The 21,151-nt window shown below is 72.2% G+C and carries 21 protein-coding genes and 2 pseudogenes; 9 read left to right on the forward strand and 14 right to left on the reverse strand.

The window, feature by feature from the left end; all coding sequences use genetic code 11:
- Positions 1-28 precede the first annotated feature (28 nt).
- From AB0937_RS10485 to AB0937_RS10495, 3 genes are all read right to left on the reverse strand, one after another.
- Positions 29-835, reverse strand: a complete 807-nt coding sequence (locus AB0937_RS10485) for a hypothetical protein (RefSeq protein ID WP_366710849.1) — start codon at positions 833-835, stop codon at positions 29-31.
- Positions 836-1,084: 249 nt separating this feature from the next.
- Positions 1,085-1,276, reverse strand: coding sequence for a DUF397 domain-containing protein (locus AB0937_RS10490; RefSeq protein ID WP_185007207.1), 192 nt, complete (start codon positions 1,274-1,276; stop codon positions 1,085-1,087).
- A complete protein-coding gene (locus AB0937_RS10495; RefSeq protein WP_366710851.1) occupies positions 1,260-2,099 on the reverse strand; it encodes a helix-turn-helix transcriptional regulator in 840 nt (279 codons plus the stop codon). The genes AB0937_RS10490 and AB0937_RS10495 overlap by 17 nt, the downstream gene beginning before the upstream one ends.
- 174 nt (positions 2,100-2,273) lie before the next feature.
- Here AB0937_RS10495 and AB0937_RS10500 point away from each other — a divergent pair, with 174 nt between their 5' ends.
- Together AB0937_RS10500 and AB0937_RS10505 are read left to right on the forward strand one after the other, a co-directional pair.
- Entirely contained in the window at positions 2,274-2,459 is a 186-nt protein-coding gene (locus AB0937_RS10500) for a hypothetical protein (protein ID WP_366710852.1), read from the forward strand.
- A 155-nt stretch (positions 2,460-2,614) separates the two neighbouring features.
- A complete protein-coding gene (locus tag AB0937_RS10505; protein WP_366711097.1) occupies positions 2,615-3,172 on the forward strand; it encodes an alpha/beta hydrolase in 558 nt (185 codons plus the stop codon).
- A gap of 9 nt (positions 3,173-3,181) precedes the next feature.
- On the opposite strand, the gene murQ is transcribed toward AB0937_RS10505, so the two are convergent.
- Both murQ and AB0937_RS10515 read right to left on the reverse strand, forming a co-directional pair.
- Positions 3,182-4,114 carry an N-acetylmuramic acid 6-phosphate etherase gene (gene murQ, locus AB0937_RS10510; RefSeq protein WP_366710853.1) on the reverse strand — a complete coding sequence of 311 codons (933 nt, stop codon included), beginning with the start codon at positions 4,112-4,114 and terminating at the stop codon, positions 3,182-3,184.
- A gap of 46 nt (positions 4,115-4,160) precedes the next feature.
- Positions 4,161-5,096 (reverse strand): MurR/RpiR family transcriptional regulator, encoded by a 936-nt coding sequence (locus tag AB0937_RS10515; RefSeq protein WP_366710854.1) that lies wholly within the window; start codon positions 5,094-5,096, stop codon positions 4,161-4,163.
- Between the two features lie 55 nt (positions 5,097-5,151).
- On the opposite strand from AB0937_RS10515, the gene AB0937_RS10520 reads away from it, so the two are divergent.
- Together AB0937_RS10520 and AB0937_RS10525 are read left to right on the forward strand one after the other, a co-directional pair.
- Positions 5,152-5,535, forward strand: a complete 384-nt coding sequence (locus AB0937_RS10520; protein ID WP_234850604.1) for a hypothetical protein — start codon at positions 5,152-5,154, stop codon at positions 5,533-5,535.
- A 7-nt stretch (positions 5,536-5,542) separates the two neighbouring features.
- The gene (locus AB0937_RS10525; RefSeq protein WP_366710855.1) at positions 5,543-5,830 is read left to right on the forward strand and encodes a DUF4031 domain-containing protein; all 288 of its coding nucleotides are present in this window, start codon (positions 5,543-5,545) and stop codon (positions 5,828-5,830) included.
- On the opposite strand, the gene AB0937_RS10530 is transcribed toward AB0937_RS10525, so the two are convergent.
- Together AB0937_RS10530 and AB0937_RS10535 are read right to left on the reverse strand one after the other, a co-directional pair.
- Positions 5,800-6,879: a GNAT family N-acetyltransferase gene (locus AB0937_RS10530; protein WP_366710856.1), complete on the reverse strand. Its 1,080-nt coding sequence runs from the start codon at positions 6,877-6,879 to the stop codon at positions 5,800-5,802. The genes AB0937_RS10525 and AB0937_RS10530 overlap by 31 nt on opposite strands.
- Positions 6,880-6,889: 10 nt before the next feature.
- A complete protein-coding gene (locus AB0937_RS10535; RefSeq protein ID WP_366710858.1) occupies positions 6,890-7,552 on the reverse strand; it encodes a hypothetical protein in 663 nt (220 codons plus the stop codon).
- A 212-nt stretch (positions 7,553-7,764) separates the two neighbouring features.
- Here AB0937_RS10535 and AB0937_RS10540 point away from each other — a divergent pair, with 212 nt between their 5' ends.
- Both AB0937_RS10540 and AB0937_RS10545 read left to right on the forward strand, forming a co-directional pair.
- Complete coding sequence (locus tag AB0937_RS10540; RefSeq protein ID WP_366710859.1) at positions 7,765-8,445, forward strand: maleylpyruvate isomerase family mycothiol-dependent enzyme; 681 nt, start codon at positions 7,765-7,767, stop codon at positions 8,443-8,445.
- 122 nt (positions 8,446-8,567) lie between these two features.
- The gene (locus tag AB0937_RS10545; protein WP_366710860.1) at positions 8,568-9,260 is read left to right on the forward strand and encodes a copper homeostasis protein CutC; all 693 of its coding nucleotides are present in this window, start codon (positions 8,568-8,570) and stop codon (positions 9,258-9,260) included.
- Between the two features lie 376 nt (positions 9,261-9,636).
- Here AB0937_RS10545 and AB0937_RS10550 read toward each other — a convergent pair.
- Positions 9,637-10,464, reverse strand: a pseudogene (locus AB0937_RS10550) (hypothetical protein); the annotation flags it as partial.
- Positions 10,465-10,537: 73 nt separating this feature from the next.
- Complete coding sequence (locus AB0937_RS10555) at positions 10,538-10,831, reverse strand: lactococcin 972 family bacteriocin (RefSeq protein ID WP_366710862.1); 294 nt, start codon at positions 10,829-10,831, stop codon at positions 10,538-10,540.
- Between the two features lie 345 nt (positions 10,832-11,176).
- Between AB0937_RS10555 and AB0937_RS10560 the strand changes: the two are divergent.
- Positions 11,177-12,115, forward strand: a pseudogene (locus tag AB0937_RS10560) (glycosyltransferase family 39 protein); the annotation flags it as partial.
- Positions 12,116-12,117: 2 nt separating this feature from the next.
- On the opposite strand, the gene AB0937_RS10565 reads toward AB0937_RS10560, so the two are convergent.
- Positions 12,118-14,157, reverse strand: a complete 2,040-nt coding sequence (locus tag AB0937_RS10565; RefSeq protein ID WP_366710864.1) for a UvrD-helicase domain-containing protein — start codon at positions 14,155-14,157, stop codon at positions 12,118-12,120.
- A gap of 262 nt (positions 14,158-14,419) precedes the next feature.
- Here AB0937_RS10565 and AB0937_RS10570 point away from each other — a divergent pair, with 262 nt between their 5' ends.
- Positions 14,420-14,611, forward strand: a complete 192-nt coding sequence (locus AB0937_RS10570; RefSeq protein ID WP_366710865.1) for a hypothetical protein — start codon at positions 14,420-14,422, stop codon at positions 14,609-14,611.
- 197 nt (positions 14,612-14,808) lie between these two features.
- Here AB0937_RS10570 and AB0937_RS10575 read toward each other — a convergent pair whose 3' ends face one another.
- Positions 14,809-16,452, reverse strand: coding sequence for a DNA repair helicase XPB (locus tag AB0937_RS10575; protein WP_366710867.1), 1,644 nt, complete (start codon positions 16,450-16,452; stop codon positions 14,809-14,811).
- A gap of 181 nt (positions 16,453-16,633) precedes the next feature.
- On the opposite strand from AB0937_RS10575, the gene istB reads away from it, so the two are divergent.
- Positions 16,634-17,956, forward strand: coding sequence for an IS21-like element helper ATPase IstB (gene istB, locus AB0937_RS10580; RefSeq protein WP_366710868.1), 1,323 nt, complete (start codon positions 16,634-16,636; stop codon positions 17,954-17,956).
- Here the strand turns inward: istB and AB0937_RS10585 are convergent.
- The 3 genes from AB0937_RS10585 to AB0937_RS10595 form a co-directional block, all read right to left on the reverse strand.
- Positions 17,934-18,122: a hypothetical protein gene (locus AB0937_RS10585; protein WP_366710870.1), complete on the reverse strand. Its 189-nt coding sequence runs from the start codon at positions 18,120-18,122 to the stop codon at positions 17,934-17,936. The genes istB and AB0937_RS10585 overlap by 23 nt on opposite strands.
- A gap of 103 nt (positions 18,123-18,225) precedes the next feature.
- Positions 18,226-18,357 carry a hypothetical protein gene (locus tag AB0937_RS10590; RefSeq protein ID WP_366710872.1) on the reverse strand — a complete coding sequence of 44 codons (132 nt, stop codon included), beginning with the start codon at positions 18,355-18,357 and terminating at the stop codon, positions 18,226-18,228.
- A gap of 167 nt (positions 18,358-18,524) precedes the next feature.
- On the reverse strand, positions 18,525-21,068 hold the full coding sequence (locus AB0937_RS10595; RefSeq protein ID WP_366710873.1) for a helicase C-terminal domain-containing protein: 2,544 nt from the start codon (positions 21,066-21,068) through the stop codon (positions 18,525-18,527).
- Between the last annotated feature and the right edge of the window lie 83 nt (positions 21,069-21,151).

Genomic DNA, 21,151 nt, shown 5'->3' on the forward strand with positions numbered 1-21,151 from the left:
AGGGAGTGACGTCGCACCGTAGGGGCCGTCATGTGTGTGCCCTCTCTTGTCGTCGTTGGGACATGGCGGCGCGGATCTGGGCCGCGTGGTCGTGGACTGTGAGGGCGGAGAGGGGTGCAGGGGGTTGCGCGGGAGCGCGTTGGCCCCGGCAGGCACTGCAGCGGCCTCCTGGCAGGGTTTCCGGGCGGCCCGGGGCGCCGCAGTTCGCGCACTCCAGGACTCGTAGGGGTGGTCTTGGGGTGGGTGGGGGCGGGAGTTTGCTGGTCAGGCGGGTGCGGACCAGGGCGGCGGGGTGGTGGACGGGCGTCGGCAGGCCGGCGGTGAGCGCCCGTAGTACGTCGTCCTCCGTGGCGCCGCGCTCGAACCAGACCGTCACCAGGGGAGCGAGCGTCGCGCAGTCGGTCTGGGAGAGGGACAGGGCGGGGGCCGAGCGGCCGAGGGCGGCCAAGAGGATGTGGGCGCGGGAGCGAGTGGGGCGGGCTGCCTGCCGCGGTATGTCGCCGCGACTGAAGGCGGCCCACCAGTCGTCATCCCGGGCGGTGCGGGACCACCACGAACGGGTGATCCATCGGTAGCTGCCGTCGTCGGCTGTGATGCACTCCCGGCCTCGGCGCAGGTGCCCTGCCTTCTGGATGCGGTTGAGGGCCGTGCCGAGGGCGCACTGTCCGTAGGGGAGCTGCTTGGCCAGCGTCTTTACGGAGATGTCCGCGCCGTCGGGGAGCCGGTCGAGGTAGGCGGCGATGGCGGCTTCGCGGGGTGGGAGGTGGGCGAAGTCGTGGTTCGTGCCGGGGAGTTGGCCGGGGGTGGTGCGTTTGCCGTAGCCCGGGTTGGCCATGGGGTGCGCGTGCGGGATGGCGGCACTAAAGTTGGCGTCAGCCATGGGATCGTGTTGTCCGATCTCGATGGTTAAGCCCCCGCAGGTGTTGGCGCACCGGGCGGGGGCTGTTGCTTGTCCAGGAACGTTAGAGGCAGGTGACTGTCCGTGGCAAACCGGATGCGTCGCGTCAACTCGCCGGGTGGGTGGGTGGGTTGAGGCCCTCCACCCAATCCTTGAAAAGAGAGCTCGAAGCTCGGATCCCGAAGCTCAGGCCGTCTCGTCCTTGAGGTTCTCGACGAAAGCGGACCAGGCGGTGGCCCGGAACACGAGCTTCGGGCCGTGGGGGGTCTTGGAGTCGCGGACGGGGATGACATCGGGGAATGCCTGGGTGACTTCCAGGCAGTTGTCGCCGGTGCCGCCGCTGTAGCTGGACTTGTACCACTCAGGCGTGTTCCTCATGGTCGTAATCCTGCGCCATCGCATCGAGGAGGGCCAGAGACTTCTCAGGCGAGAGCGCCGAAGCCGTGAGGAACTCGAAGTAGAGCCGGTAGCGCGCGACGGTGGCGGGGTCGTCCTCCAGTTGCCCGGTGTCGACCCCTTCCAGGTAGGCGAGCGGAGGGGCGTCGTCGAAGTCCATCACCCTGACGCACCCCTGCATCCCCGGGTGGGCCCCCGCGTCGAACGGCAGCACCTGCACGATGACTCGGTTCCGGCGGATCAGGCCGAGGAGGTGGCGTAGGGCCCCCGCCATCACCTCCGGCCCGCCCGTCGCGCGGCGCAGTGCGGCCTCGTCAATCACCGTCCACAACAGAGGCCTTGTTGGGTCGCTGAGGATCCGCGCCCTCTCCATCCGCCCTGTCACCAGCGCCTCGATGGCCTCGTCTGCCGCTGAGGGCTGGTACGCGCGGCTGACGGCTCGTGCGTAGGCGGGTGTCTGGAGCAGTCCGGGAATCAGCATCGATGTGTACTCCCTGATGGCCGCGGCTTGCGTCTCCACCTCTGCTGCTTCCGCGAAGTGCTCGCGGTACTTCGACTTCGCCGCCGCCCCACAGTTCCTCTGAAAGAAGTCCCCCGTCTCCAACTCCTCGTCCAGCAACCGCGCATACTCCCGTTGCAACCTCCGCGTCCCCGCCTCCAACTGCCCGATGAACGACCCGCTCACAAACAACCGCTGGCCCAGTTCCTCCTGGCTCAGGCCGGCCTTCTCGCGGGCATGACGCAGCTCGGCGCCCAGGAGAGCCCTGGGGGAGGAGGACGGATCGAGGTCCCTGGAACCGGGCATGGGCAACTCCCTGTCGGACGGATGGGGTTGTTGGATCGCCGTATCTGGCCAGGTTAGAGACGTGTCGGCCACGCTGTGTGGTGAATCACAAACTCAGCGTGGAGGTAGGAACGGTGCGTTCGACCGAAGAGATCGTGCAAATCCCTGCGGGACGCCCTCGCCGGAGTCGGGGTCGTGCTGCCGTCGCTGCGCGTCGACCCCGTGACAGGCGCGAGCGACGAGCCGTTCGCGTTGGTGGATCTGGGGCGGTGCAACGTACGGACGGCCGAGCACCTCACCGACGTACTGCGCTCACTGCCCGTGCGGGAGACGCTGCGGGCGCGCGTGCGGCAGGTCAACCGGGAGCCCAAGTCCCGGTGACGTAATGGTGGTCAGGAGGTGTACAACCATTCGACCGCCAATGCCGTCGAACAGGCGTATCGCGCATACACACCGGCGTACGCCCCACCGCACGCCCTTCCGGAAGTACACGTCCTTTCCCAGAGAAAGCACTCCCCCGTGACGTTCCGTTGGCTGTGTGGTGTCGTGCGTGTGCGCGGGAAGACCGACCTTCTGCTCGGACACGGCGGCAGCGGTCCAGCGCGCTCTGGAGGGGGGCGCCGCTCCCCGGCGAACTGCCCCCGCCCGCGCCCGAGCTGCTGGCCGCGCTCGCCTCCGCCTTCCCCGAACCGCAGGCCGGCCTGGAGGCGTACCTCGCCGCCCGGCTGCCGCTGTGGCGTGTCCTGCACGGTGCGGTGCTGCCGTTCCGCGAGGAGGAGTACCGCGCGATGGAGCACCGGGTGTACGAGCGGGCGCGTGACCTGCGGGCCGCACTCAACCACGCGTACGCGGGGGCCGCCCGCGTGGGCTCCACGGCGGACCTGGCGTCCGTCACGGCACCGACGCTGGTGCTGCACGGCACCGAGGACCCGATGTTCCCGCCCGCCCATGCCGAAGCCACCGCCGAGGCCATTCCCGGTGCCCGCCTGGTCCTGATCGAGGGCATGGGCCACACCCTGCCCTCGCAACTGGACGACCGCCTGGCCGACGAGATCCTCCGCCACACGGGGCGGGCAGCACCCGCACCCGCCTGACGGCAGGTCCTACGGGCGAGCCTCCAGGGCCGCCCTCAAGTGGCCGTCGGACTCCTCCAGGAGGCGGGCCGCCGTCGGGCCGTCCACGCCGGCCAGGAGGGCCAGGATGGCGTTCTTCACCTCGCCGTCGGTGGCGGCCAGGGCGCGTTCGATCTCGTCGTCGGGAGCGCCGGTGGCGAGGGCCACGATGCGGTGGGAGCGGGCGCGGAGCTTGTCGTTGGAGGCGCGGACGTCGACCATCAGGTTCCCGTACGTCTTGCCCAGCCGGATCATCGTGATCGTCGAGATCATGTTGAGGACGAGCTTCTGCGCCGTGCCCGACTTCAGGCGGGTGGACCCGGTGAGCAGTTCGGGACCCACGACGATCTCGATGCCGTGGTCGGCGGCGGCCGCGAGCGGACTGCCGGGGTTGCAGGCGAGGCCGACGGTGAGGGAGCCGCGGGCCCGGGCGTGCTCCACCGCGCCGATGGCGTACGGCGTGCGGCCGGAGGCGGAGATGCCGACCACCGTGTCGTCGGGCGAAAGGGCGAGGGCGTCCAGGTCCGCCCGGGCCAGTTCGCGGGAGTCCTCCGCGCCCTCGACCGAGGTGACCACGGCGTCCGGGCCGCCCGCGATCAGGCCGACGACCCGGGCGGGGTCGGTGTTGAACGTGGGCGGGCACTCGGAGGCGTCCAGGATGCCCAGCCGGCCCGCCGTGCCCGCTCCCGCGTAGACCAGACGCCCGCCCCGGGCCATGCGCTGCGCGACGGCGTCGATCGCGGCGGCGATCTGCGGCAGCCGCGCCCCCACCGCCCCGGCCACCGTGGCGTCCTCGCCGTTCATCAGGCGGGCGATGTCGAGGGTGGGCAGCCGGTCGATGTCCGCGAGCTCCGGCCGGAAGGCCTCGGTGGTCAGGGACTCCAACTCGGTCCTGAGGTCACGGGGGTGGGAGGTGGAGGTCATGGACGGCTCTTTCCGTGTCTTTCCGGTGCTGGGCGGGGCGGCTGCCTCAGGAACGATGCCGGTGGGCCAGCGCCTCGTACGACGCCGACAGCGCCGGCGCCGCCGCCTCGTACGTCCGCTGCGCCACCCCCACGAACAGGCAGTCCACCACGAGGAGCTGACCGGTCCGGGACGACATGGCCGCCGGGCGCAGCTCGCTCTCCCGCGCGGTGGACGTGGTGAGGACGTGGTCGGCGTACTGCGTGACCGGGCCGTCGGGGCGGCCGGTGATCGCCACCGTCGTCGCCCCGCGCTCGAAGGCCACCCGCAGCGGTTCGATGACGTCCCCCGTCGACCCGGAGTGCGTGATGGCGATCGCGACGTCGCCCGCGCGCAGCTGCACGGCGTTGGTGACGGCCAGGTGCGGGTCGCTGTGGGCGTGCGCCAACAGCCCTATGCGCAGCAGCTTCTGCGTGAGGTCCTGGGCGACCAGGCCGGACGCCCCGACCCCGTACACATCCGTGCGGCGGGCCGTGGTCAGCGCGGCGACGGCCGCGCCCAGCTGGACGGTGTCGAGGCCGGCGGCGGTGTCGGCGAGGGTCTGCTGCTCGTCGTAGGCGAGCTTGGCGACCACGTCGGCGATCGGGTCGTCCACCGCGATGTCCGTCGTGATGGCCGGGGCGCGGCCCGACTGCTGCTGCGCGGCGAGCCCGGCGAGGGCCAGGCGCAGATCCCGGTAACCCGGATAGCCCAGCAGGCGGGCGGTACGTACGACGGTGGCCTCGCTGGTGCCGGTGAGTTCGGCGAGGCCCGTGACCGTGAGGGCCGCGCAGCCGGCCGGGTCGCCCGCGACGGCCTCGGCGACGCGCTGCATGGAACGCGTCATCGACGGTCCGAGCGTGCGGACCTTGGCCGCGAGGGCGGCCGGCGCGGGCGGGGCGCCGCTCGCGCCCGAGGGGCCGCCGCGCTCGCGGGCGAAAATTTCCTTCACGTCTCGGGTCACGATTGAAAGATATTTTCGGCGCGGCGTTCGGGTCAAGAGTGCGCACAATGGGTGCATGGATCCCATCAGCCCCCTGGAGCAGGCGCTGCACGCCGCGCGCGCCCTCGTGCTGGCCGACCTCGTCGCGGGCCGCGTCGCCGACGCCGACGTCGTGTCCCTGGTCGAGGAGTCCGTCAAGCAGCGGCGGTGGTGGGTCGAGCAGTGGCCCGAGGGCGCCCGGTACGTGGCCGGACTGGTCGCGCAGGACGTCCAGGACGCCCTGCTGGAGCGCTACGGCCGCTGGCCGCTGTGCCCGGTGTGCGGCACCGGCGACCCGCACGCCCTGGACGTGGAACCGGAGTTGGGGCCCGACCCGCACTGGGTGTGCAGCGAGGCGGGCGTGAAGGTCGCCGCGGTGGGATCGCTGGGCGAGGCCATCGGCGGTCCGGCGTCCTCGTGAGGCCCGCGTGACGATCTACATCGACCCGCCGACCTGGCCCGGCCACGGCCGCCTGTGGTCCCACCTCATCAGCGACGTCTCCTACGACGAACTGCACACCTTCGCCGAAGCCCTGGGCGTCCCCCGCCGGGCCTTCGAGCGCGACCACTACGACATCCCCGAGCAGCGCTACGCCGACGCCGTGCGCGCCGGGGCGGTGGAGGTCGGAAGCCGCGAGGTGGTGCGGCTGCTGCACGCGGCGGGGCTGCGGCGGCCCAAGGGGCGCTATCCCTCGCGGGGCTCGCGCAGCTCGTAGGTCAGGTGCTCGGGGTCCTCGGCGACCTGGGTGAACCCGGCGCGCGCGAGCACGTTCTGCGACGGTGTGTTGTCCCGCTCGACGTTCGCGACGACGGTCCGCACCTCCGGCTGGCCCAGCGCCCACTGCGACAGCGCGCGCAGCGCCTCGGTGGCGTAGCCGTGGCCGCGGGCGCCCTCGACCAGGTCGTAGCCGACCTCGATCCGCCCCTTTGCGTCCGGGACGCCGTGGAAGCCCATGGCGCCGATCGCGCGGTCGTCCTCGCGCCGGACCAGCACGTACATGCCCCACTCCGGCCGGTGGACGCCGTCCTCGTACTGCTTGTACACCAGACCCGCGCCGACCCGGGTGCCGTCGATCGGGCCGCCCTCGATCCACTCGAAGCCGCCGTCGCCGACCGTGGACAGGTCGGTGGCCGCCACCGGGGTGACGCCCTCGAGGGTGAGCCGGTCGGTGCCGATCACCAGGTTGTTGTTCCAGCGCCACGCGCTGACCGGGGCACGGCCGGCCAGCTCCCCGCGGCCGGTGGCCCACAGCAGGGTCGCCCACGGGGTGGGCCCCGGCTGGACGTGCGGGAAGATCCGGGTGAGCACGAAGTCGCTCAGCTCGGGCGCCGGTTCGTACGCCACGCCCAGTCCCTCGGCGATGTCGTGCGTGTGCAGCAGCACCTCGGCCACGCCCATCGCGGCGAACCCCTCACGGTTCGCGCTGCGGAACGGGTACGGGTGGAAGGCCCGCACGTCACGCGGGGCGGTCCGGATCGCCGCGGCGAGCAGGGCCCCCGTCGTGCGGATCACCTGCACCGCGCCCGCGTTGTCGGTCCCCTCGTCCAGGGCGATCTCGAAGGGCGTATACCCCTCGGGCTCCCGGCCGGCCAACTGCCCCGCGTACGCGATGAGATCGCCCGCGATGTGCACGGCCGTCTCCCGGCAGCTCCACTCCAGCCGCCCGGCCCGCACACCCTCCCAGTCCCGCCCGGCGACCGCCCCCAGCACCCCGGCACACTCGCCGACGGCCTGCTCCACCTGTTCCGCTCCCGTTGTCCACATGGTGGGCAGGCTACGAGGCGTCGTGGGTCGGGGGCGACAGCATTTCCAGCTCGGCGGTCAGGTTGTAGCGGGCCGTGGACTCCCACTCGGTGGTGCCGTGCGGGGTTCTGAACAGGCGGGGCAGGTCCAGGAGCTGGCGGAGGATCGCGGCGCGGCCCGTGCGGAAGGCGTCGTTCGGGACGAAGTGGTACTCCTCGCGGACGGCCGTGGTGTACGCGGCGTACGCCGACGGGGGTGAGGCGAGGACCGCCAGGTCGGCGTCGCACAGGACCTGTCCGTCGGGGTCGTCGTCGGCGGGGTCGTGGGTGACGGTGAGGCGGACCAGGCGGGCCACCTCCGCGGTCTTCGCGTCGGGAACACCGGCTTCCGCGAGGGCCCGTTCGGCGAGGCGGGCAGAGCGCTCCTCGTTCTCGGAGCGGTCGGGCAGGTAGACCGCGTCGTGGAACCAGGCCGCCAGCCGGACCACGTCCGGGTCGTGCGCGTACCGCTGGAGTTCGTCGACGCGGTCGAGGACCGCCCTGAGGTGCTCGACCGTGTGGTAGCGGCGCTGCGGCTCCTGCCAGCGGGCCAGCAGGTTGTCGGCGTACGGCGCCGGGTCCGGACCGCCGGCCGGGCCCCGGGCCGCTTCCAGGGCGCGGGCGAAGCGGATGCGCAGGGAGTCGAGATCGGCCATGGGTTCATTCTCCCGCCGAGCGGGGCCGGGCACCCAGTGCCGCGGCAGGCAACGTTCGCCCCGTCGCGACGCCCGGCACGCCCTCTCGCCGCACCGGCCGAAAGCCCGAGCACGCCCCGTACGAGGGCTTCCGGCCGGCACGCCGGGAGCACGCACCGGACGCCGCTCCTTCACGGGCAAACGTTGCCTGCCGCGGCACTAGCGTGGGGTCCATGACGACTCCTGCTGATGTGCATGACGTACGGGACCCCGAGCAGCCCGGACGGCTGCTCACGATCGAGCGTGACGCGCTGATCCCGCTGTTGCGGCGCCGGGCCGGGGAGGACTTCGCCCGGCCCGTCGCCGCGTGCCCGGGCTGGACGGTGCGGGACCTGCTGGCGCACTGCTCCTCCGCGCTGACGCGGGTGCTGGAAGGCAGGTTCGAGAAGGGCGTGTTCTCGCCCGAGTCCAACGAGCGGGACATCGCGGAGCGGGCCGGCTGGAGCGACGCGCAGGTCGTCGACGAACTGGAGCGGGGGATGGGCGCGGCCGGGGCCGTCATCGCCCGGGCCGACGGAGAACTGGACATCCTCGCCGTGGGCGAGTGGGTGCACGCCGGGGACGTGCGCGAGGCCTTCGGGGAGCCGGGGGCGTACGGCGGGGCCGGGCTGCCGGACGCGCTCGCGCTGCTTGCCCGGATCACCCGCGAGCGCGGGGACGTGCCGCTGCACGCCGACCTCGACGACCTGGACGAGCCGCTGCGGCTCGGCGAGAGCGGCGGGGAACGGCCCCCGGGCCGCTTCATCGGGGACGGGCCGACCCTCGTACGGCTGTACGCGGGGCGGCCGCTGGACGGGGCGCCGGCGTTCGAGCTGGCCGGGGTGGAGGCGAAGGAGCTGAACGTCTTCGGCTGACGCGGGCGAAGGGGCCCGGGGCTTGGGACCCGGCGGGAGTGGGCAGCGTAGTCTTGATTGGACTAGACCTGTCGCAACCGTCAGGCGTCCGTACGCCGACGCCATGCCGACGAAGGGGCCCCATGAGCAAGCGTGCAGTCCTGGAGGTGATCGCCCTCGGCGTCGAGGACGCGGTCGCCGCCCAGGCGGGAGGCGCGGACCGCCTCGAGCTGGTCACCGACATGGCGGCCGACGGGCTCACCCCGTCGGCCGCCACCGTCGCCGGGATCCGGCGTGCGGTCGACATCTCCCTGCGGGTGATGATCCGGCTCGCGGACGGTTTCGCGGCGGGTGACGTCGACCGGCTCGCCACTACGGCGGCGGAGCTGCGGGAGGCCGGTGCGCAGGAGTTCGTGCTGGGCTTCCTCGACGGAGGGGGCGCGGTCGATCTCGCCGCCGTGGAGCGGGTGGTGGCGGTGCTGGACGGATGCCCCTGGACGTTCCACCGGGCGATCGACCGGGCCGCCGACCGGGACGCCCTGCGCAAGCAGCTGGACGGGATGCCGGGGCTCGACACGTACCTGACCGCGGGGGCTTCGGGCGGGGTCGACGAGGGGTTGCCCGTGCTGCTCGCGGAGGCGGGACGGTCGGGGGAGCCGGGGTACGAGCAGCGGTTGCTGGTGGGCGGCGGGCTGCGGCTCGATCATGTGCCGACGTTGGTGAAGGCCGGAGTCGACGGCTTTCACATCGGTGGGGCGGCTCGGCCCGGGGGCTGGGACGAGCCGGTTTCGGTGGAGGCGGTGACCCGTTGGCGGGAGGCGTTGGACGCCCGTTGATGCCGTGTTCAACGCGCCACTTCGACCGGCTGTGGATCACGAAAGGGCGTCCGGCCCCGACAGCAGCGTCTCGGCCGCCGTGGCGAGGGGGCCGGAGTGCTGCTACGCGGTGCCCATGGAACCGGCTGCAAACGGGGCAGTGGCCGGCCGGGGCCGGGCTGGCCACTTCGTGTGTCGGGGTGGTGACGAACGATGACTCGTGTACGGCGAAGACCGTGTCGCAGCGGTCCCGGACGCCGGCGTCATGGGTGGCGAGCACGACGGCGCATCCGGCTCGGCTCAACTCGCGGAGTATGTCGATGACGTCGGTGGTGCTGACGTCGTCGAGGGCGCCGGTGGGCTCGTCCGCAAGGACCAGCGCCGGGCGCTGGACCATCAGCCGGGCCAGGGCCACGCGCTGCTGTTCGCCGCCGCTCAGATGGTGGAGGACGACGGCCACCGCAGCCACCACGGCGAACAGACCGAGCCAGGCGAAGCCGTTGTAGAGGCCGAGCGAGGCCAGTGTCACCGCCGTCACGGTGCCGGCTGCCGCGAGCCAGTAGACCGCCAGCTGTCGCAGGTCACGCAGGAGGATGCCGGTGAACGACATGCCCTGCATCCGAAGGACGCCGTACGTCTTGGCGTTGAGCAGCACGCTCGCGCCGGTCATGGTCACGGCCGCGAGCGCGACCACGCAGAAGGCCTGGAACAGCGGGTCGTCCGAGTACCGGCCGGTCAGCTCCGAGTACGACGCAGGGTGGGTCACGCTCGTGGTGAGACCCAGGCGATTGAGCTCGGCCACCAGCGCGTCCACGGTCGCGGCTGTGCCGAACACGTAGCAGGAGCCTCGAGGATCCAGGGCTCCGACCTCTGACATCGGGTGCACGCGTGTTGCACGGTTCCTGCTGAACTGCGGATAGCCGTCGTCCAGCCATTGCTCGGTCATGGAAGTGCCGACGGGAGTCAGATACAGATGCCGGAGGCCGTCGGGATTCATCATGTCGGGCATCTCGCGGGCTACCCCGACCTTGTACTTGGCCGAGATGTTTTCGACAGCCCTGACGACTTGGACCCCGCTCTTCGAGCCGTCGGAGTCGATCACTTCGACGAGGGCTGTGTTTCCTAGTATTCCGGTCTCATCCAGGCCGCGCACGAAAAGAAAGGACAGCGCTGCGGCGAAGGCGAGAACCGCGGCGTGGACGAATCTCGTGCCTCGATGCAGCATCTCTTACCGATCCAGTCAATCCATGAGGGAACAGTTGTGGGGGCGAGGAGAATCCGCCCCCACAACTGAGTCGTCAGCAGCTGGGGTCGTAGTGGTACGAGATGCTGCCGCCGTTCTTCGTGCCCGAAGCCAGGGACCATGGGCCCGGTGAAGTGCAGCCGCTCTTGAAGGTCTGGCTGCCGATCTTCACGGACGACGCGTGCCAATTGGACGCGTGCTTGAAGTTCGACCACGCCGTATTGGCGCCCTGGTCGTAGCTCCACTTTCCGCCGGCTACGTCGACGGTGGTGGCGATCGCCGGCGTTGCCGCAGCGAAAATGAGGGCCGCGGATGCGACGGCCGCCTTGACCACGTTTCTCTTGTGCATGGTGATCGTTTTCCGGCTGCCAGTTGGCTGAAAAGCCGTGGATCATGAGGTGAGGGCGGCGCGAACGGGGTGAGGGGTGAATTCGGACAGTGGCGGGATTTCTACTTTTGTGATGGTCGCGGGAGCAGGTGCGCTGAGGTATGGGCCAGGGCGTTTGGCTTAGGGTGCTACGGGTTGTGGCCGGTAGTGAATTTGGAATGCGGCCCTCATCGCCAACTCTCCTCAGGAGCCCCTTTCATGTTGACCGGCCAAAAGTTAGAGACGGAATTCCGCTTTTCCCGGCCGGGAACGGAAGATGTGGCGCGGACCGCCTCGTACCGCTTTGCCCTCGTCTGGCTGCTGCCGATGCTGTGGACGTCGGCCTGCGGACTGTGGGGGCTGGCGCGGCAGGACAGCGTATGGCGGGACGAGGCCGCGACCTGGCAGGTGGCTCAGCGCTCGACTGCGGAGATATGGCACATGCTGGGGAACGTCGACATGGTCCATGGGCTCTACTACCTGCTGATGCATGTGCTGTTCGAGTGCTTCGGCCCCGGCATCACGACGCTGCGGCTGCCGTCGGTGCTGGCCACGGCGGTCGCTGCCGCCTGCGTGGCCGTCATCGGCCGCCGACTGGCCGGCACGTGTGCAGGCCTGGCCGGCGGGATGACACTCGGACTGCTGCCGGCCGTGCAGTTCTATCTCCAGGAGGGCCGGTCGTACGCCTTGGTGGCGGCCGGGACCGCAGTTTCCACACTGCTCCTGGTGACCGCTCTGCAACGCCAGGTCCAAAGGCGCCATTGGGCCGCTTACAGCGGCGTTGTCCTCTTCACGGGTCTGCTGAACTGGCTCTCGCTCATGATCCTTGCGGCGCACTTCGTCACCATGCTCTGGACTTCTGCCGGGCGCACGGTGCTGGCTCGCTGGGCGGTGGCGGCCGGGTGCGCCACGGCCGGTGTGCTGTCGTTGATCGTGTTCAGCCGAAGCCAGTCCGGGCAGTTGTCATGGATACCGCCGCTGTCCGGGCACATGCTGATCGGCCCCGGGGTTCTGCTGGCGATCGGGGGCATCGGCGCACTTCTGGACCGGCCGCGGGCCGGCCGGTTGTCATCGGCGGCCGTGGGATCGCCGCTGCTGGCGGTGCCGCAACTCGGCCTCATCGCAATGTCGTTGGTCCAGCCGTTGTTCCTGGACCGCTACATCCTCTACAGCATGATGGGGCTGGCTCTCCTGATCGGTACCTTCGTCGACTCGGCGGCACGGGCGGCCAGGCCCCGCTTCCCGGGAGCGGCGAGGTGCATCCTCGTCTAGGCCAACTGCGACGGCAGCGGGGCCGTATGCGTCACCGTCAGACCCGAGACCGCCCTAGTCAGTGCCACGTACAGACGGCGCAGGCCCGTGCGTTCGTCTGGTTCGCCGTCCACCACCGCCCGGGGCTCGTCCAGGACCACGTAGTCGTACTCCAGCCCCTTCGCCAGCGACGCCGGGACCAGGGTCAGGCGGGTGTCCTGGGTGGTTTCCTCGCCGGGGCCGAGATACGGGATGCCGGCTTCCGTCAGCGCCCCAGCCAGCTCGGGCACACGCGCGTCCGCCGCGATCAGGCCCGTCGAGCCCTCGTGGCGCAGCAACTCGCGGCAGGCCTCGACCACGTCCGTCGTGCCGGAGACGCGCCGGACCTCGAAGTGGCCCGGGTTCTCGCGGATCGAGGCCACCGGGGTCAGCCCGGGGGCGATGTGCGGGAGCAGCCGGGAGGCGTAGGTGATGACGTCCGTCGGGACGCGGAAGCCGGCCGTCAGCTCCTCCACCAGGGCGTCCGGCTTGCCGAGGTGGGCCAGCGCCTCCTGCCAGCTCCGCGTCGCCCACGGCGTCGTGCCCTGCGCCAGGTCGCCGAGGACCGTCGCGCTGCCGGTGGTGCAGCGGCGGCCGACCGCCCGGTACTGCATGGGGGAGAGATCCTGCGCCTCGTCGACGACGACGTGCCCCAGCGAGTGCGTGCGCTGGATCAGGTCGGTGGCCTCGTCGATCAGGACGGCGTCCGCGGTGGACCACTTCGCCGACCTCACACTGCGCGCCGGCTTCGCCCAGAGGATCGCCTTCTGCTCGTCCTCGTCGAGGATCCCCTCGGCGTGGACCGCGAGGAACTCCGCGTCCGACAGCAGCCGCAGCACCAGCTTCGCCGGGTCGACGGCCGGCCAGACCGCCTTCACCGCCGCCTTCACCGCGCTGTTGCGGGCCACCGCGTCCTGCACCCGGTCGTCCGGCGCCTCGCCCGACCGTTCCATCTGCACCAGCACGGCGTGCGCGATGCGCTGCGGCAGGGCCTCGCGCGCGGCGCCGTAGCGGATGTCACGGTCGAGCAACTCGCGGACGATGTCCTCCAGTTCGTACGCCGGGACCCGCCAGCGGCGCGAGCCGCGCACGACCACGACCGGCTCGGTGGGCATCGTGACGTACGAGTAGAGGGCCCGGCGCAGCACCCGCGCCAGCCGGGCGTCGCCCTTGACGACGGCCGCCGTCGCCTCGTCCGTGCCCTTGATCTCCACGTGCGCCACCAGGTCGGCGACGGTGGCCTGCTGCACGGTCAACTCGCCCAGCGCGGGCAGGACCTGCTCGATGTAGTGCAGGAAGGACCGGTTCGGCCCGATGACCAGGGTGCCGGTGCGGGCGAGGCGCTCGCGGTGGGCGTACAGGAGGTAGGCGACCCGGTGCAGGCCGACGGCGGTCTTCCCGGTGCCCGGGCCCCCTTGCACGCACACCGTGCCGGAGAGACCGGAGCGGACGATCTCGTCCTGCTCGGGCTGGATCGTCGCGACGATGTCCCGCATCGGGCCGACGCGCGGCCGCTCGATCTCCTGCTGGAGCAGCTTGCTGGTCCGGGCCGCCTCCGCCGGGTCCGACAGGTGCTCGTCCTCGTACGCCGTGATGTCGCCGCGGGTGTAGCCGAAGCGGCGGCGCAGCGCGATGTCCATCGGGTCCTTCTTGGAGGCCCGGTAGAACGGCTGTGAGACCGGCGCGCGCCAGTCGATGACCATGGGGTCGCCGTCGTGGTCGTGCACATGCCGTCGCCCGATGTAGAAGCGCTCCCCCTCCGCTCCCTCGGCCCTCTCGCTCCCCGGGGCGTGCAGGTAGTCGAGCCGGCCGAAGAACAGCGGGGTGTCGCTGAGGTCGGCCAGGGACTTGATGCGCTCCTCGATCTGGCGGGCCAGCACCTCCGCGTTGACCCAGTTCGCGGTGACGTCGCTGATGTCGAGGGACTCGACGTCCTCGCGCATGGCACGCAGGGCGGTTCGGGACGCGGCAAGGTGGGAGCGCTCACGCGCGAGCGGGTCGTCGACGGGCGTGGACAAGGGGGTGCCTCCGGAGGGGCCTGAAGAGTGGGCGGTGAGAGGCCGGCCGGTTTCCGTCCGGTCGGCGGCGCTCCGTGAGGGAGGCGGGCAAGAGCGGAGATCTTAGAGGAACGGGGCGGTGACCGCGAACGGTTTTTCGTCCCCTAGGGGACGGGCCCTGCCCCCTCGGGGGAGCGGGTCGGCCCAGGGGCGTACGCGGCGGCCGGGAGGTTCGGTCCCGAGACCGACGCGGGCTTTATGGGTCGAATCGCACCATGGAGACATGAGCGCAGCAACCATCCACCCCGCCCCGGCACCGGGCCGCCCGCCCGGCGCCACCGCCGTGGCAGGCAGCCACCGTCACCGCCTCGGCGACGCCCTGCGCGCCGTCAAGGTCTTCGCGGGCGCCGCCTTCGACGTCATCGTCCTCGGCCAGTACGGAGAGGAAGTCGGCGTCGTCCGCCGCCCCAAGTGACCCGGCCCGCCCGTCCGCAAGTGACCCGGCCCGCCCGTCCCGCGCAGTGAGCCGACCTGCCGTCCCCGGGAGTGAGCCGACCTGCCGGTCCCCGGGAGTGAGCCGACCTGCCGGTCCCCGGGAGTGAGCCGACCTGCCGTCCCCGGGAGTGAGCCGACCCGCCCGTCCTGGGGCGATGAGCCGGCCCGTCCCCCTGCTCAGCTCTCCGCGAGCAGCTCGTCCGCGTCCACGATCCGGTACGCGTACCCCTGCTCCGCCAGGAAGCGCTGGCGGTGGGCGGCGAAGTCCTGGTCGATGGTGTCCCGGGCGACCACCGAGTAGAAGTGCGCCTGGTGGCCGTCCGCCTTGGGACGCAGCACCCGGCCGAGGCGCTGGGCCTCCTCCTGCCGGGAGCCGAAGGTGCCCGAGACCTGGATGGCGACCGTCGCCTCCGGCAGGTCGATCGAGAAGTTCGCGACCTTGGACACCACGAGCACGCTGATCTCGCCCTCCCGGAAGGCGTCGAAGAGCTTCTCCCGCTGCGCGTTCGACGTCTCGCCCTTGATCACGGGCGCCCCGAGATGCTCACCCAGCTCGTCCAGCTGGTCGATGTACTGCCCGATGACGAGGATCTGCTGCCCGGCGAACTTCCGGACGAGCGCCTCGGTGACCTTCCGCTTGGTCGCGGTCGTCGCGCAGAAGCGGTACTTCTCCTCCGTCTCGGCCGTGGCGTACGCGAGCCGCTCGGAGTCGGTGAGGTTGACCCGGACCTCCACGCAGTCGGCCGGGGCGATGTAGCCCTGCGCCTCGATCTCCTTCCACGGCGCGTCGAACCGCTTGGGACCGATCAGGGAGAACACGTCCGACTCCCGGCCGTCCTCGCGGACCAGCGTGGCGGTCAGGCCGAGCCGCCGCCGCGCCTGGAGGTCGGCGGTGAACTTGAAGACCGGCGCGGGCAGCAGGTGCACCTCGTCGTAGACGATCAGGCCCCAGTCCCGCGAGTCGAACAGCTCCAGGTGCGGGTAGACGCCCTTCCGCCGCGTGGTCAGCACCTGGTACGTGGCGATCGTGACGGGCCGGATCTCCTTCCTCGTCCCGCTGTACTCGCCGATCTCCTCCTCGGTCAGCGAGGTCCGCTTCACCAGCTCGTGCTTCCACTGCCGGGCGGAGACGGTGTTCGTGACGAGGATCAGGGTGGTCGACTTCGCCTGGGCCATCGACCCGGCGCCGACCAGGGTCTTCCCGGCGCCACAGGGCAGGACGACGACGCCCGACCCGCCGTGCCAGAAGTTCTCGACGGCCTGCTTCTGGTACGGCCGCAGCGCCCAGCCGTCCTCGGCCAGCTCGATCGCGTGCGCCTCGCCGTCGACGTACCCGGCGAGGTCCTCGGCCGGCCAGCCCAGCTTCAGCAGCGTCTGCTTGATCTGCCCGCGCTCGGAGGGGTGCACGACGACCGTGTCCGGGTCGATACGGGCGCCGACCAGCGGCGTGATCCGCTTCGACCGCAGGATCTCCTCCAGCACCGGACGGTCGGTCGTGGTCAGCACCAGCCCGTGCGCCGGGTGCTTGGACAGGGTGAGGCGGCCGTAGCGGTCCATCGTCTCGGCGATGTCGACGAGCAGCGCGTGCGGCACCGGGTAGCGGCTGTAATTCACGAGCGCGTCCACGACCTGCTCGGCGTCGTGCCCCGCCGCGCGGGCGTTCCACAGGCCGAGCGGGGTCACGCGGTAGGTGTGGATGTGCTCCGGCGCCCGCTCCAGTTCCGCGAAGGGGGCGATGGCCCGGCGGCAGTCGTCGGCCTGCTCGTGGTCGACTTCCAGGAGCAGCGTCTTGTCGGACTGGACGATCAGCGGACCATTCACGCGAGGCACCCTTTCTGTGGCCGGAGGGCTCGGACGGCTCGACAGCGCGACGCCTCGGCCAAACGTCCAGTGTGCCTGATCGACCGCGTCAGGTGGTGTGATCTGCGCGTCCGGTCGTACTGAATGCCTATTCATCCCAACGTGTGGTGTGAATTCAGTTTTTCCATCGCGGCCCCGAAGAATGGCGCACGTGCGCAACCCGATGACCACCACGCTCGGATACGCCCTGTTCGCCACCCGCTGGCTCCAGGCCCCGCTGTACTTCGGGCTGGTGGCCGCACAGGGCGTCTACGTCTACAAGTTCTTCAAGGAGCTGTGGACCTTAATCCTCATGTGCGTGAGCGGGCACGCCACCGAGACGTACGTGATGCTCGCGGTGCTCAAACTCGTCGACGTCGTCATGATCGCCAATCTGCTGATCATGGTGATCGTCGGCGGCTACGAGACGTTCGTCTCGCGCATCGGCCTCCAGGGCCACCGTGACCAGCCCGAATGGCTCTCGCACGTGAACTCCAACGTGCTGAAGGTCAAGCTCGCCACGGCGATCGTGGGCATCTCCTCCGTGCACCTGCTCCAGATGTTCGTGGACGTCCACCACACCTCGCGGCACGCCCTGCTGTGGGGGACGGTGATCCACATGGCGTTCATCGTCTCGGCGGCGATCCTCGCCTACATGTCGGGGCCGATGGTCGCGCAGTCGGACCGCGGGCACGCCGACCGCGGCCACGCCGACCGCGGAGCCACCGACCGCGGCCACGCCGACCGCCCACCGGCCGGGCGGGCGCAGGCCGGGCAGGCGCAGGCCGGGCACGCGTCGGCAGCCCCCCGGGACGAGAGCGACCACGAAGACCCGCAGCGGTCCCGGCCGGAGCCCGAGCCCCTGGTGGCCACACCGGCCGTCCCCCGGCAGCCCGCCCCGGACACCGAAGCCGAGGCCCGGATCAGTGCCGCCGGCTTCCCCGCCCGCAAGCTGCTGGAGGACTTCGACCAGCAGCACCCCCGGGACTTCGACCGGGAGGCCGTGGCCCGGCTCGGCAAGGCGGAGTTCGTCGCCGCCCGGCGCAACGTGGTGCTCGTCGGGCCGCCCGGCACCGGCAAGACCCATCTGGCCATCGCCCTGGGCGTCCGGGCCTGCCAGGCCGGGCACCGGGTGCTCTTCGCGACGGCCGCCGAGTGGGCCGCCCGGCTCTCGGACGCCCGGGACGCCGGCCGGCTCGACGCGGAACTGACCGCTCTTGACGATCACCCCCTCCTGATCGTCGACGAGATCGGCTACACGCCCTTCGACGCGGCGACCGCGGGCCTGTTCTTCCGGCTCGTCGCCCACCGCTACGAGCGGGCCTCGCTGATCGTGACCAGCGACCGCCCGCTCGGCCGCTGGGGCGAGGTCCTCGGACCGTGCGCCCCGGGGACGACGGACCGCCTGGCCCACCACGCCGACCTCGTGCGCCTCGACGGGGACAGCTACCGCACGCGCCGCGCTACTTCAGCGTGGGCAGACTGACGTTGTTGACCAGCGGGCCCTCGATGCCGGCCCCCTCGGTGACCAGCGGCTCCACGGTGGCGACCGGCAGCGGCAGCGGCGGCGCCGGGGCCGCGGCGGCGGAGGGCGCGATCACCCCCACGAGCACGACGGCACAGAGGGCGACGGCGGGCAGGTTTCCAGGCATGGGGACGGCAGGGCCTTTCAGAGAGCGACGGGACGGCGGAACCGCGCCGCCGCGCACCGGCCCGGGCATTCCCGGACCGGCCCGCGGGGTGCGCGCGAGCGGATCAGATCTGCGGTGTCTCGAGGACGAGCCCGGCGACGTCGATGCCCACCGCGGAGGCCGGGGTGGCGAGCCCCCCGAACGTCATCAGGGCGGCGGTGACGAGGACGGCGGCGACCCGGCGGACAGCGCTCATGGGGGACTTCCTTTCGGCGAGACTCACAGGACACCCGGTGGCTGCCCCCGCGCACACGGCGTGATGCGGCGCGCCCGGGAAGGTCGCCCGAGGGTGGGAAATCCCCGGCGTGGCGTGCATGAACGCCCGCCCGCACCCGAACGGGTGACGCGGCCCGCGCGGTGTCGTCAGCCCGCGTCGTCGGCGAGTTCCGCCACCCCGGTGATCCGGTGCAGCGGATACGTACGGACCTCGTCCGCGGTGTGGTCGTACGCCGTGACGAAGCCGCCCTCGACGCGGATCGGGGCGATGACCCGCTGAGTCGCGGCGCCCTCGGCGTTGACGTAGCCGATCCACAGGGCCTCGCCGGTCAGGACGGCGGCCTGCACGGTGGCCAGGGTCTCGGCGGCACCGGTGCGGGGCAGTTCCCCGTTCTCCGCCGGGGCGGCGCCGGACTTGCGCGGGGTGGTGGAGGCGAGGTCACCGGCCCGGATGGCGCGCAGCGCGGCCGCCAGGAGGGTGTCGTCGGGGACGGGCGGGCCGTCCGGGACCGGCTCGGGCGCGGCGCGGGGCGGGGTGCGGTGGGCCAGGCCGCGGGTGATCAGCACGTCGCCCTCCGCGGACTCGGCGGCCGGCGCGAACCCCATCGCCCGCAGGCCTTCCAGCAGCCCCGCCGGGTCGCTCCGGGCGGCCAGCACGGTCGGCGCGAGCCGGCGCAGCCCGAGCCCGGCGGCCCGCTTGTCGGCGAGGATCTCGCTGAGCACCGCGTCGTCGTCGCAGCGCACGTACGCCGAGGCCGCCCCCACCCGCAGATGGCCGTGCCGGCGGGCCACGTCGTCGATCAGGTACGCGAGCGGCTGCGGCACCGGCGTGCGGGAGTGCGCGGCGAGAAAGGCGTGCAGGTCGGAGGCGGCCTGACCGGCGTCGAGGGCCCGCCGGACCGAGCCCGGCGTGAACCGGTAGACGGTCGCACCGCCCTTGGACTCGACGTCCGCCAGCACGCCCAGCATGTCGGCGAGCGGCCGCTGAAGGGGCCCGGGCGCCACCGCCGTCAGATCGGCCTGGAGCAGCACGTGGTCCAGCGGCTCGGGCAGCAGCGGCGCGAGCAGCCGGGCCGCGGCGGCGGAGGCCACGGCCTGTTCGGCGGGGGAGAGGGGAGCGGGCGGGGCGGGGCGGTGGTGGTGGACGGGCAGCTTGTCGCCCGGCCCGGAGGGCTCCGCTTCCGGGCCCCTGACGGCAGCGGCGGCCGCGGGCGCCCCCAGCAGGGCCCGGCCCTGGGCCGACAGTGCGCCCCGGCCCGTGACACCCAGCAGCTCCGCCTCGGACAGCGTCCACTCGGCGAGCCGGCCGCGCAGGTCGTCCTCACGCCGGTCGCCGCGCAGGGGCCGCTCCCAGCGCAGCCGGGCCAGCACCGACTCGGTGGCCGGTGCGGCACCTTCCGGCAGCCCGGCGAGCAGGGCCAGCACCCGGTGCCGTACCTCGGGGGCCGCCGAGCGGTCCAGGCCCGGCCCGAGCGCCGACAGCGTACGGTCCTTGGCGTCCCGCCCGCCCACCAGACCGGCCGTCCGGGTCGCCGTGAGCCACGCCGTGACCAGCACCGACCAGCGCTCGGCGGCGGGCTGCTCCAGCCACTCGTCGTACGCGGGGGTCGCCGCGTACCGCTCGTCGGCCTCGCCGTCCGAGGCGAGCAGGCCCGCGGCGTACGCCAGTTCCACCCAGAACGCGGCGGTCGGCTCCGGCACGTCGAGGGCGACCGCCGTGCGCTTCAGGTCCCGCACGCTCAGCCCGCCGGCCCGCAGCACCGCCGGCCCGCCCTCGTCCCAGTCCTTCAGCAGCTCCTCGACGGTCGCGAGCGCGGTGTACGCCTGCCCGGCGGCGGTGCTGTCCACAACCTGTGGACGATGTACGGCCGCCGCCTCGACCACCGGCGGCACCGGCTCGGGCGCCCGGTGCGCGAGGCCGCGCCGCAGGTGGAGGGCGACCTCACGTGGCAGGACGACCGTGCCGGGCGCCGTCGGCAGCAGCAGCCCGCGGTCCAGCAGCCAGCGCAGCCGGGGCGCCGGATCGGCGGTGACCTGCCCGTACGGCGGCCCCCACACCAGGCGTTCCAGCACGTCGAGGGAGTCGTCCGGGGCCTTCGCGAGCAGCGCGGCCATCCGGGCCCGGTCCGTGAACAGCCCGGTCAGGGCGTTCACCGCGGAGACCGAGTCGTGCGTCGAGGGCAGTCCGGCGGTCGTGACGATCTCCTGGATGCGGCCCGGGGACATCCCGGCGGTGGCCTCCCGGACCGTCGGGCCGAGTCCCGTCGGCGACGGGTGCTGCGGCGAGGGGGCCAGCAGCTCGCGGGCCGTGCGGACCAGCCGCAGCCGGTCGTCGTCGCCCCACGCCAGCGCCTGCTCGCGCAGCAGGTCCAGGGCGTGCGGCAGGGCCGCCACGACGGCCGGGTCGGCGTCGTCCCCGGCCATGAGGCCGAGCAGTTCGTCGTACGTCGCCGGGTCCGCGGCCACGGCCAGCGCCTCCGCCGTCTGCAGCGCGAACCGGTCCAGCCGCTCCAGGGCCCGCACCACCGAGGCGCGGGTGCCGGCGCGGGTCGCGAGCTGGGTCAGGTCGGTGGGGACGGGCGTGATGAGATCCGGGCGGCCGCGCAGAAGCGCGCCCAGCGCGGCATCGCCCCGCGCGCGGAGCGCTTCCGCGAGGGAGCGGGGGGCCGGGGGCCTGTCCTCGGTGCTCATCCGGTCCACGGTAGCGGGTCGCCTCCCCGGGCCGGGCCGACTGTGCGCCGCCTCGCCCTCGTACGCGGGACGGGCTTTTGGCC

The organism is Streptomyces sp. NPDC047880 (assembly GCF_040706515.1).
In the GTDB taxonomy this organism is placed as follows: Bacteria; Actinomycetota; Actinomycetes; order Streptomycetales; family Streptomycetaceae; genus Streptomyces.

What these genes read in the sequence shown, in the direction of transcription:
- AB0937_RS10485 (WP_366710849.1), bottom strand. Translation starts at nt 835, where the DNA reads ATGGCCAACCCGGGCTACGGCAAACGCACCACCCCCGGCCAACTCCCC.
- AB0937_RS10490 (WP_185007207.1), bottom strand. Translation starts at nt 1,276, where the DNA reads ATGAGGAACACGCCTGAGTGGTACAAGTCCAGCTACAGCGGCGGCACC.
- AB0937_RS10495 (WP_366710851.1), bottom strand. Translation starts at nt 2,099, where the DNA reads ATGCCCGGTTCCAGGGACCTCGATCCGTCCTCCTCCCCCAGGGCTCTC.
- murQ (WP_366710853.1), bottom strand. Translation starts at nt 4,114, where the DNA reads ATGACCTCCACCTCCCACCCCCGTGACCTCAGGACCGAGTTGGAGTCC.
- AB0937_RS10520 (WP_234850604.1), top strand. Translation starts at nt 5,152, where the DNA reads ATGGATCCCATCAGCCCCCTGGAGCAGGCGCTGCACGCCGCGCGCGCC.
- AB0937_RS10530 (WP_366710856.1), bottom strand. Translation starts at nt 6,879, where the DNA reads ATGTGGACAACGGGAGCGGAACAGGTGGAGCAGGCCGTCGGCGAGTGT.
- AB0937_RS10535 (WP_366710858.1), bottom strand. Translation starts at nt 7,552, where the DNA reads ATGGCCGATCTCGACTCCCTGCGCATCCGCTTCGCCCGCGCCCTGGAA.
- AB0937_RS10540 (WP_366710859.1), top strand. Translation starts at nt 7,765, where the DNA reads ATGACGACTCCTGCTGATGTGCATGACGTACGGGACCCCGAGCAGCCC.
- AB0937_RS10545 (WP_366710860.1), top strand. Translation starts at nt 8,568, where the DNA reads ATGAGCAAGCGTGCAGTCCTGGAGGTGATCGCCCTCGGCGTCGAGGAC.
- AB0937_RS10555 (WP_366710862.1), bottom strand. Translation starts at nt 10,831, where the DNA reads ATGCACAAGAGAAACGTGGTCAAGGCGGCCGTCGCATCCGCGGCCCTC.
- AB0937_RS10570 (WP_366710865.1), top strand. Translation starts at nt 14,420, where the DNA reads ATGAGCGCAGCAACCATCCACCCCGCCCCGGCACCGGGCCGCCCGCCC.
- istB (WP_366710868.1), top strand. Translation starts at nt 16,634, where the DNA reads ATGGCGCACGTGCGCAACCCGATGACCACCACGCTCGGATACGCCCTG.
- AB0937_RS10585 (WP_366710870.1), bottom strand. Translation starts at nt 18,122, where the DNA reads ATGCCTGGAAACCTGCCCGCCGTCGCCCTCTGTGCCGTCGTGCTCGTG.
- AB0937_RS10590 (WP_366710872.1), bottom strand. Translation starts at nt 18,357, where the DNA reads ATGAGCGCTGTCCGCCGGGTCGCCGCCGTCCTCGTCACCGCCGCCCTG.
- AB0937_RS10595 (WP_366710873.1), bottom strand. Translation starts at nt 21,068, where the DNA reads ATGAGCACCGAGGACAGGCCCCCGGCCCCCCGCTCCCTCGCGGAAGCG.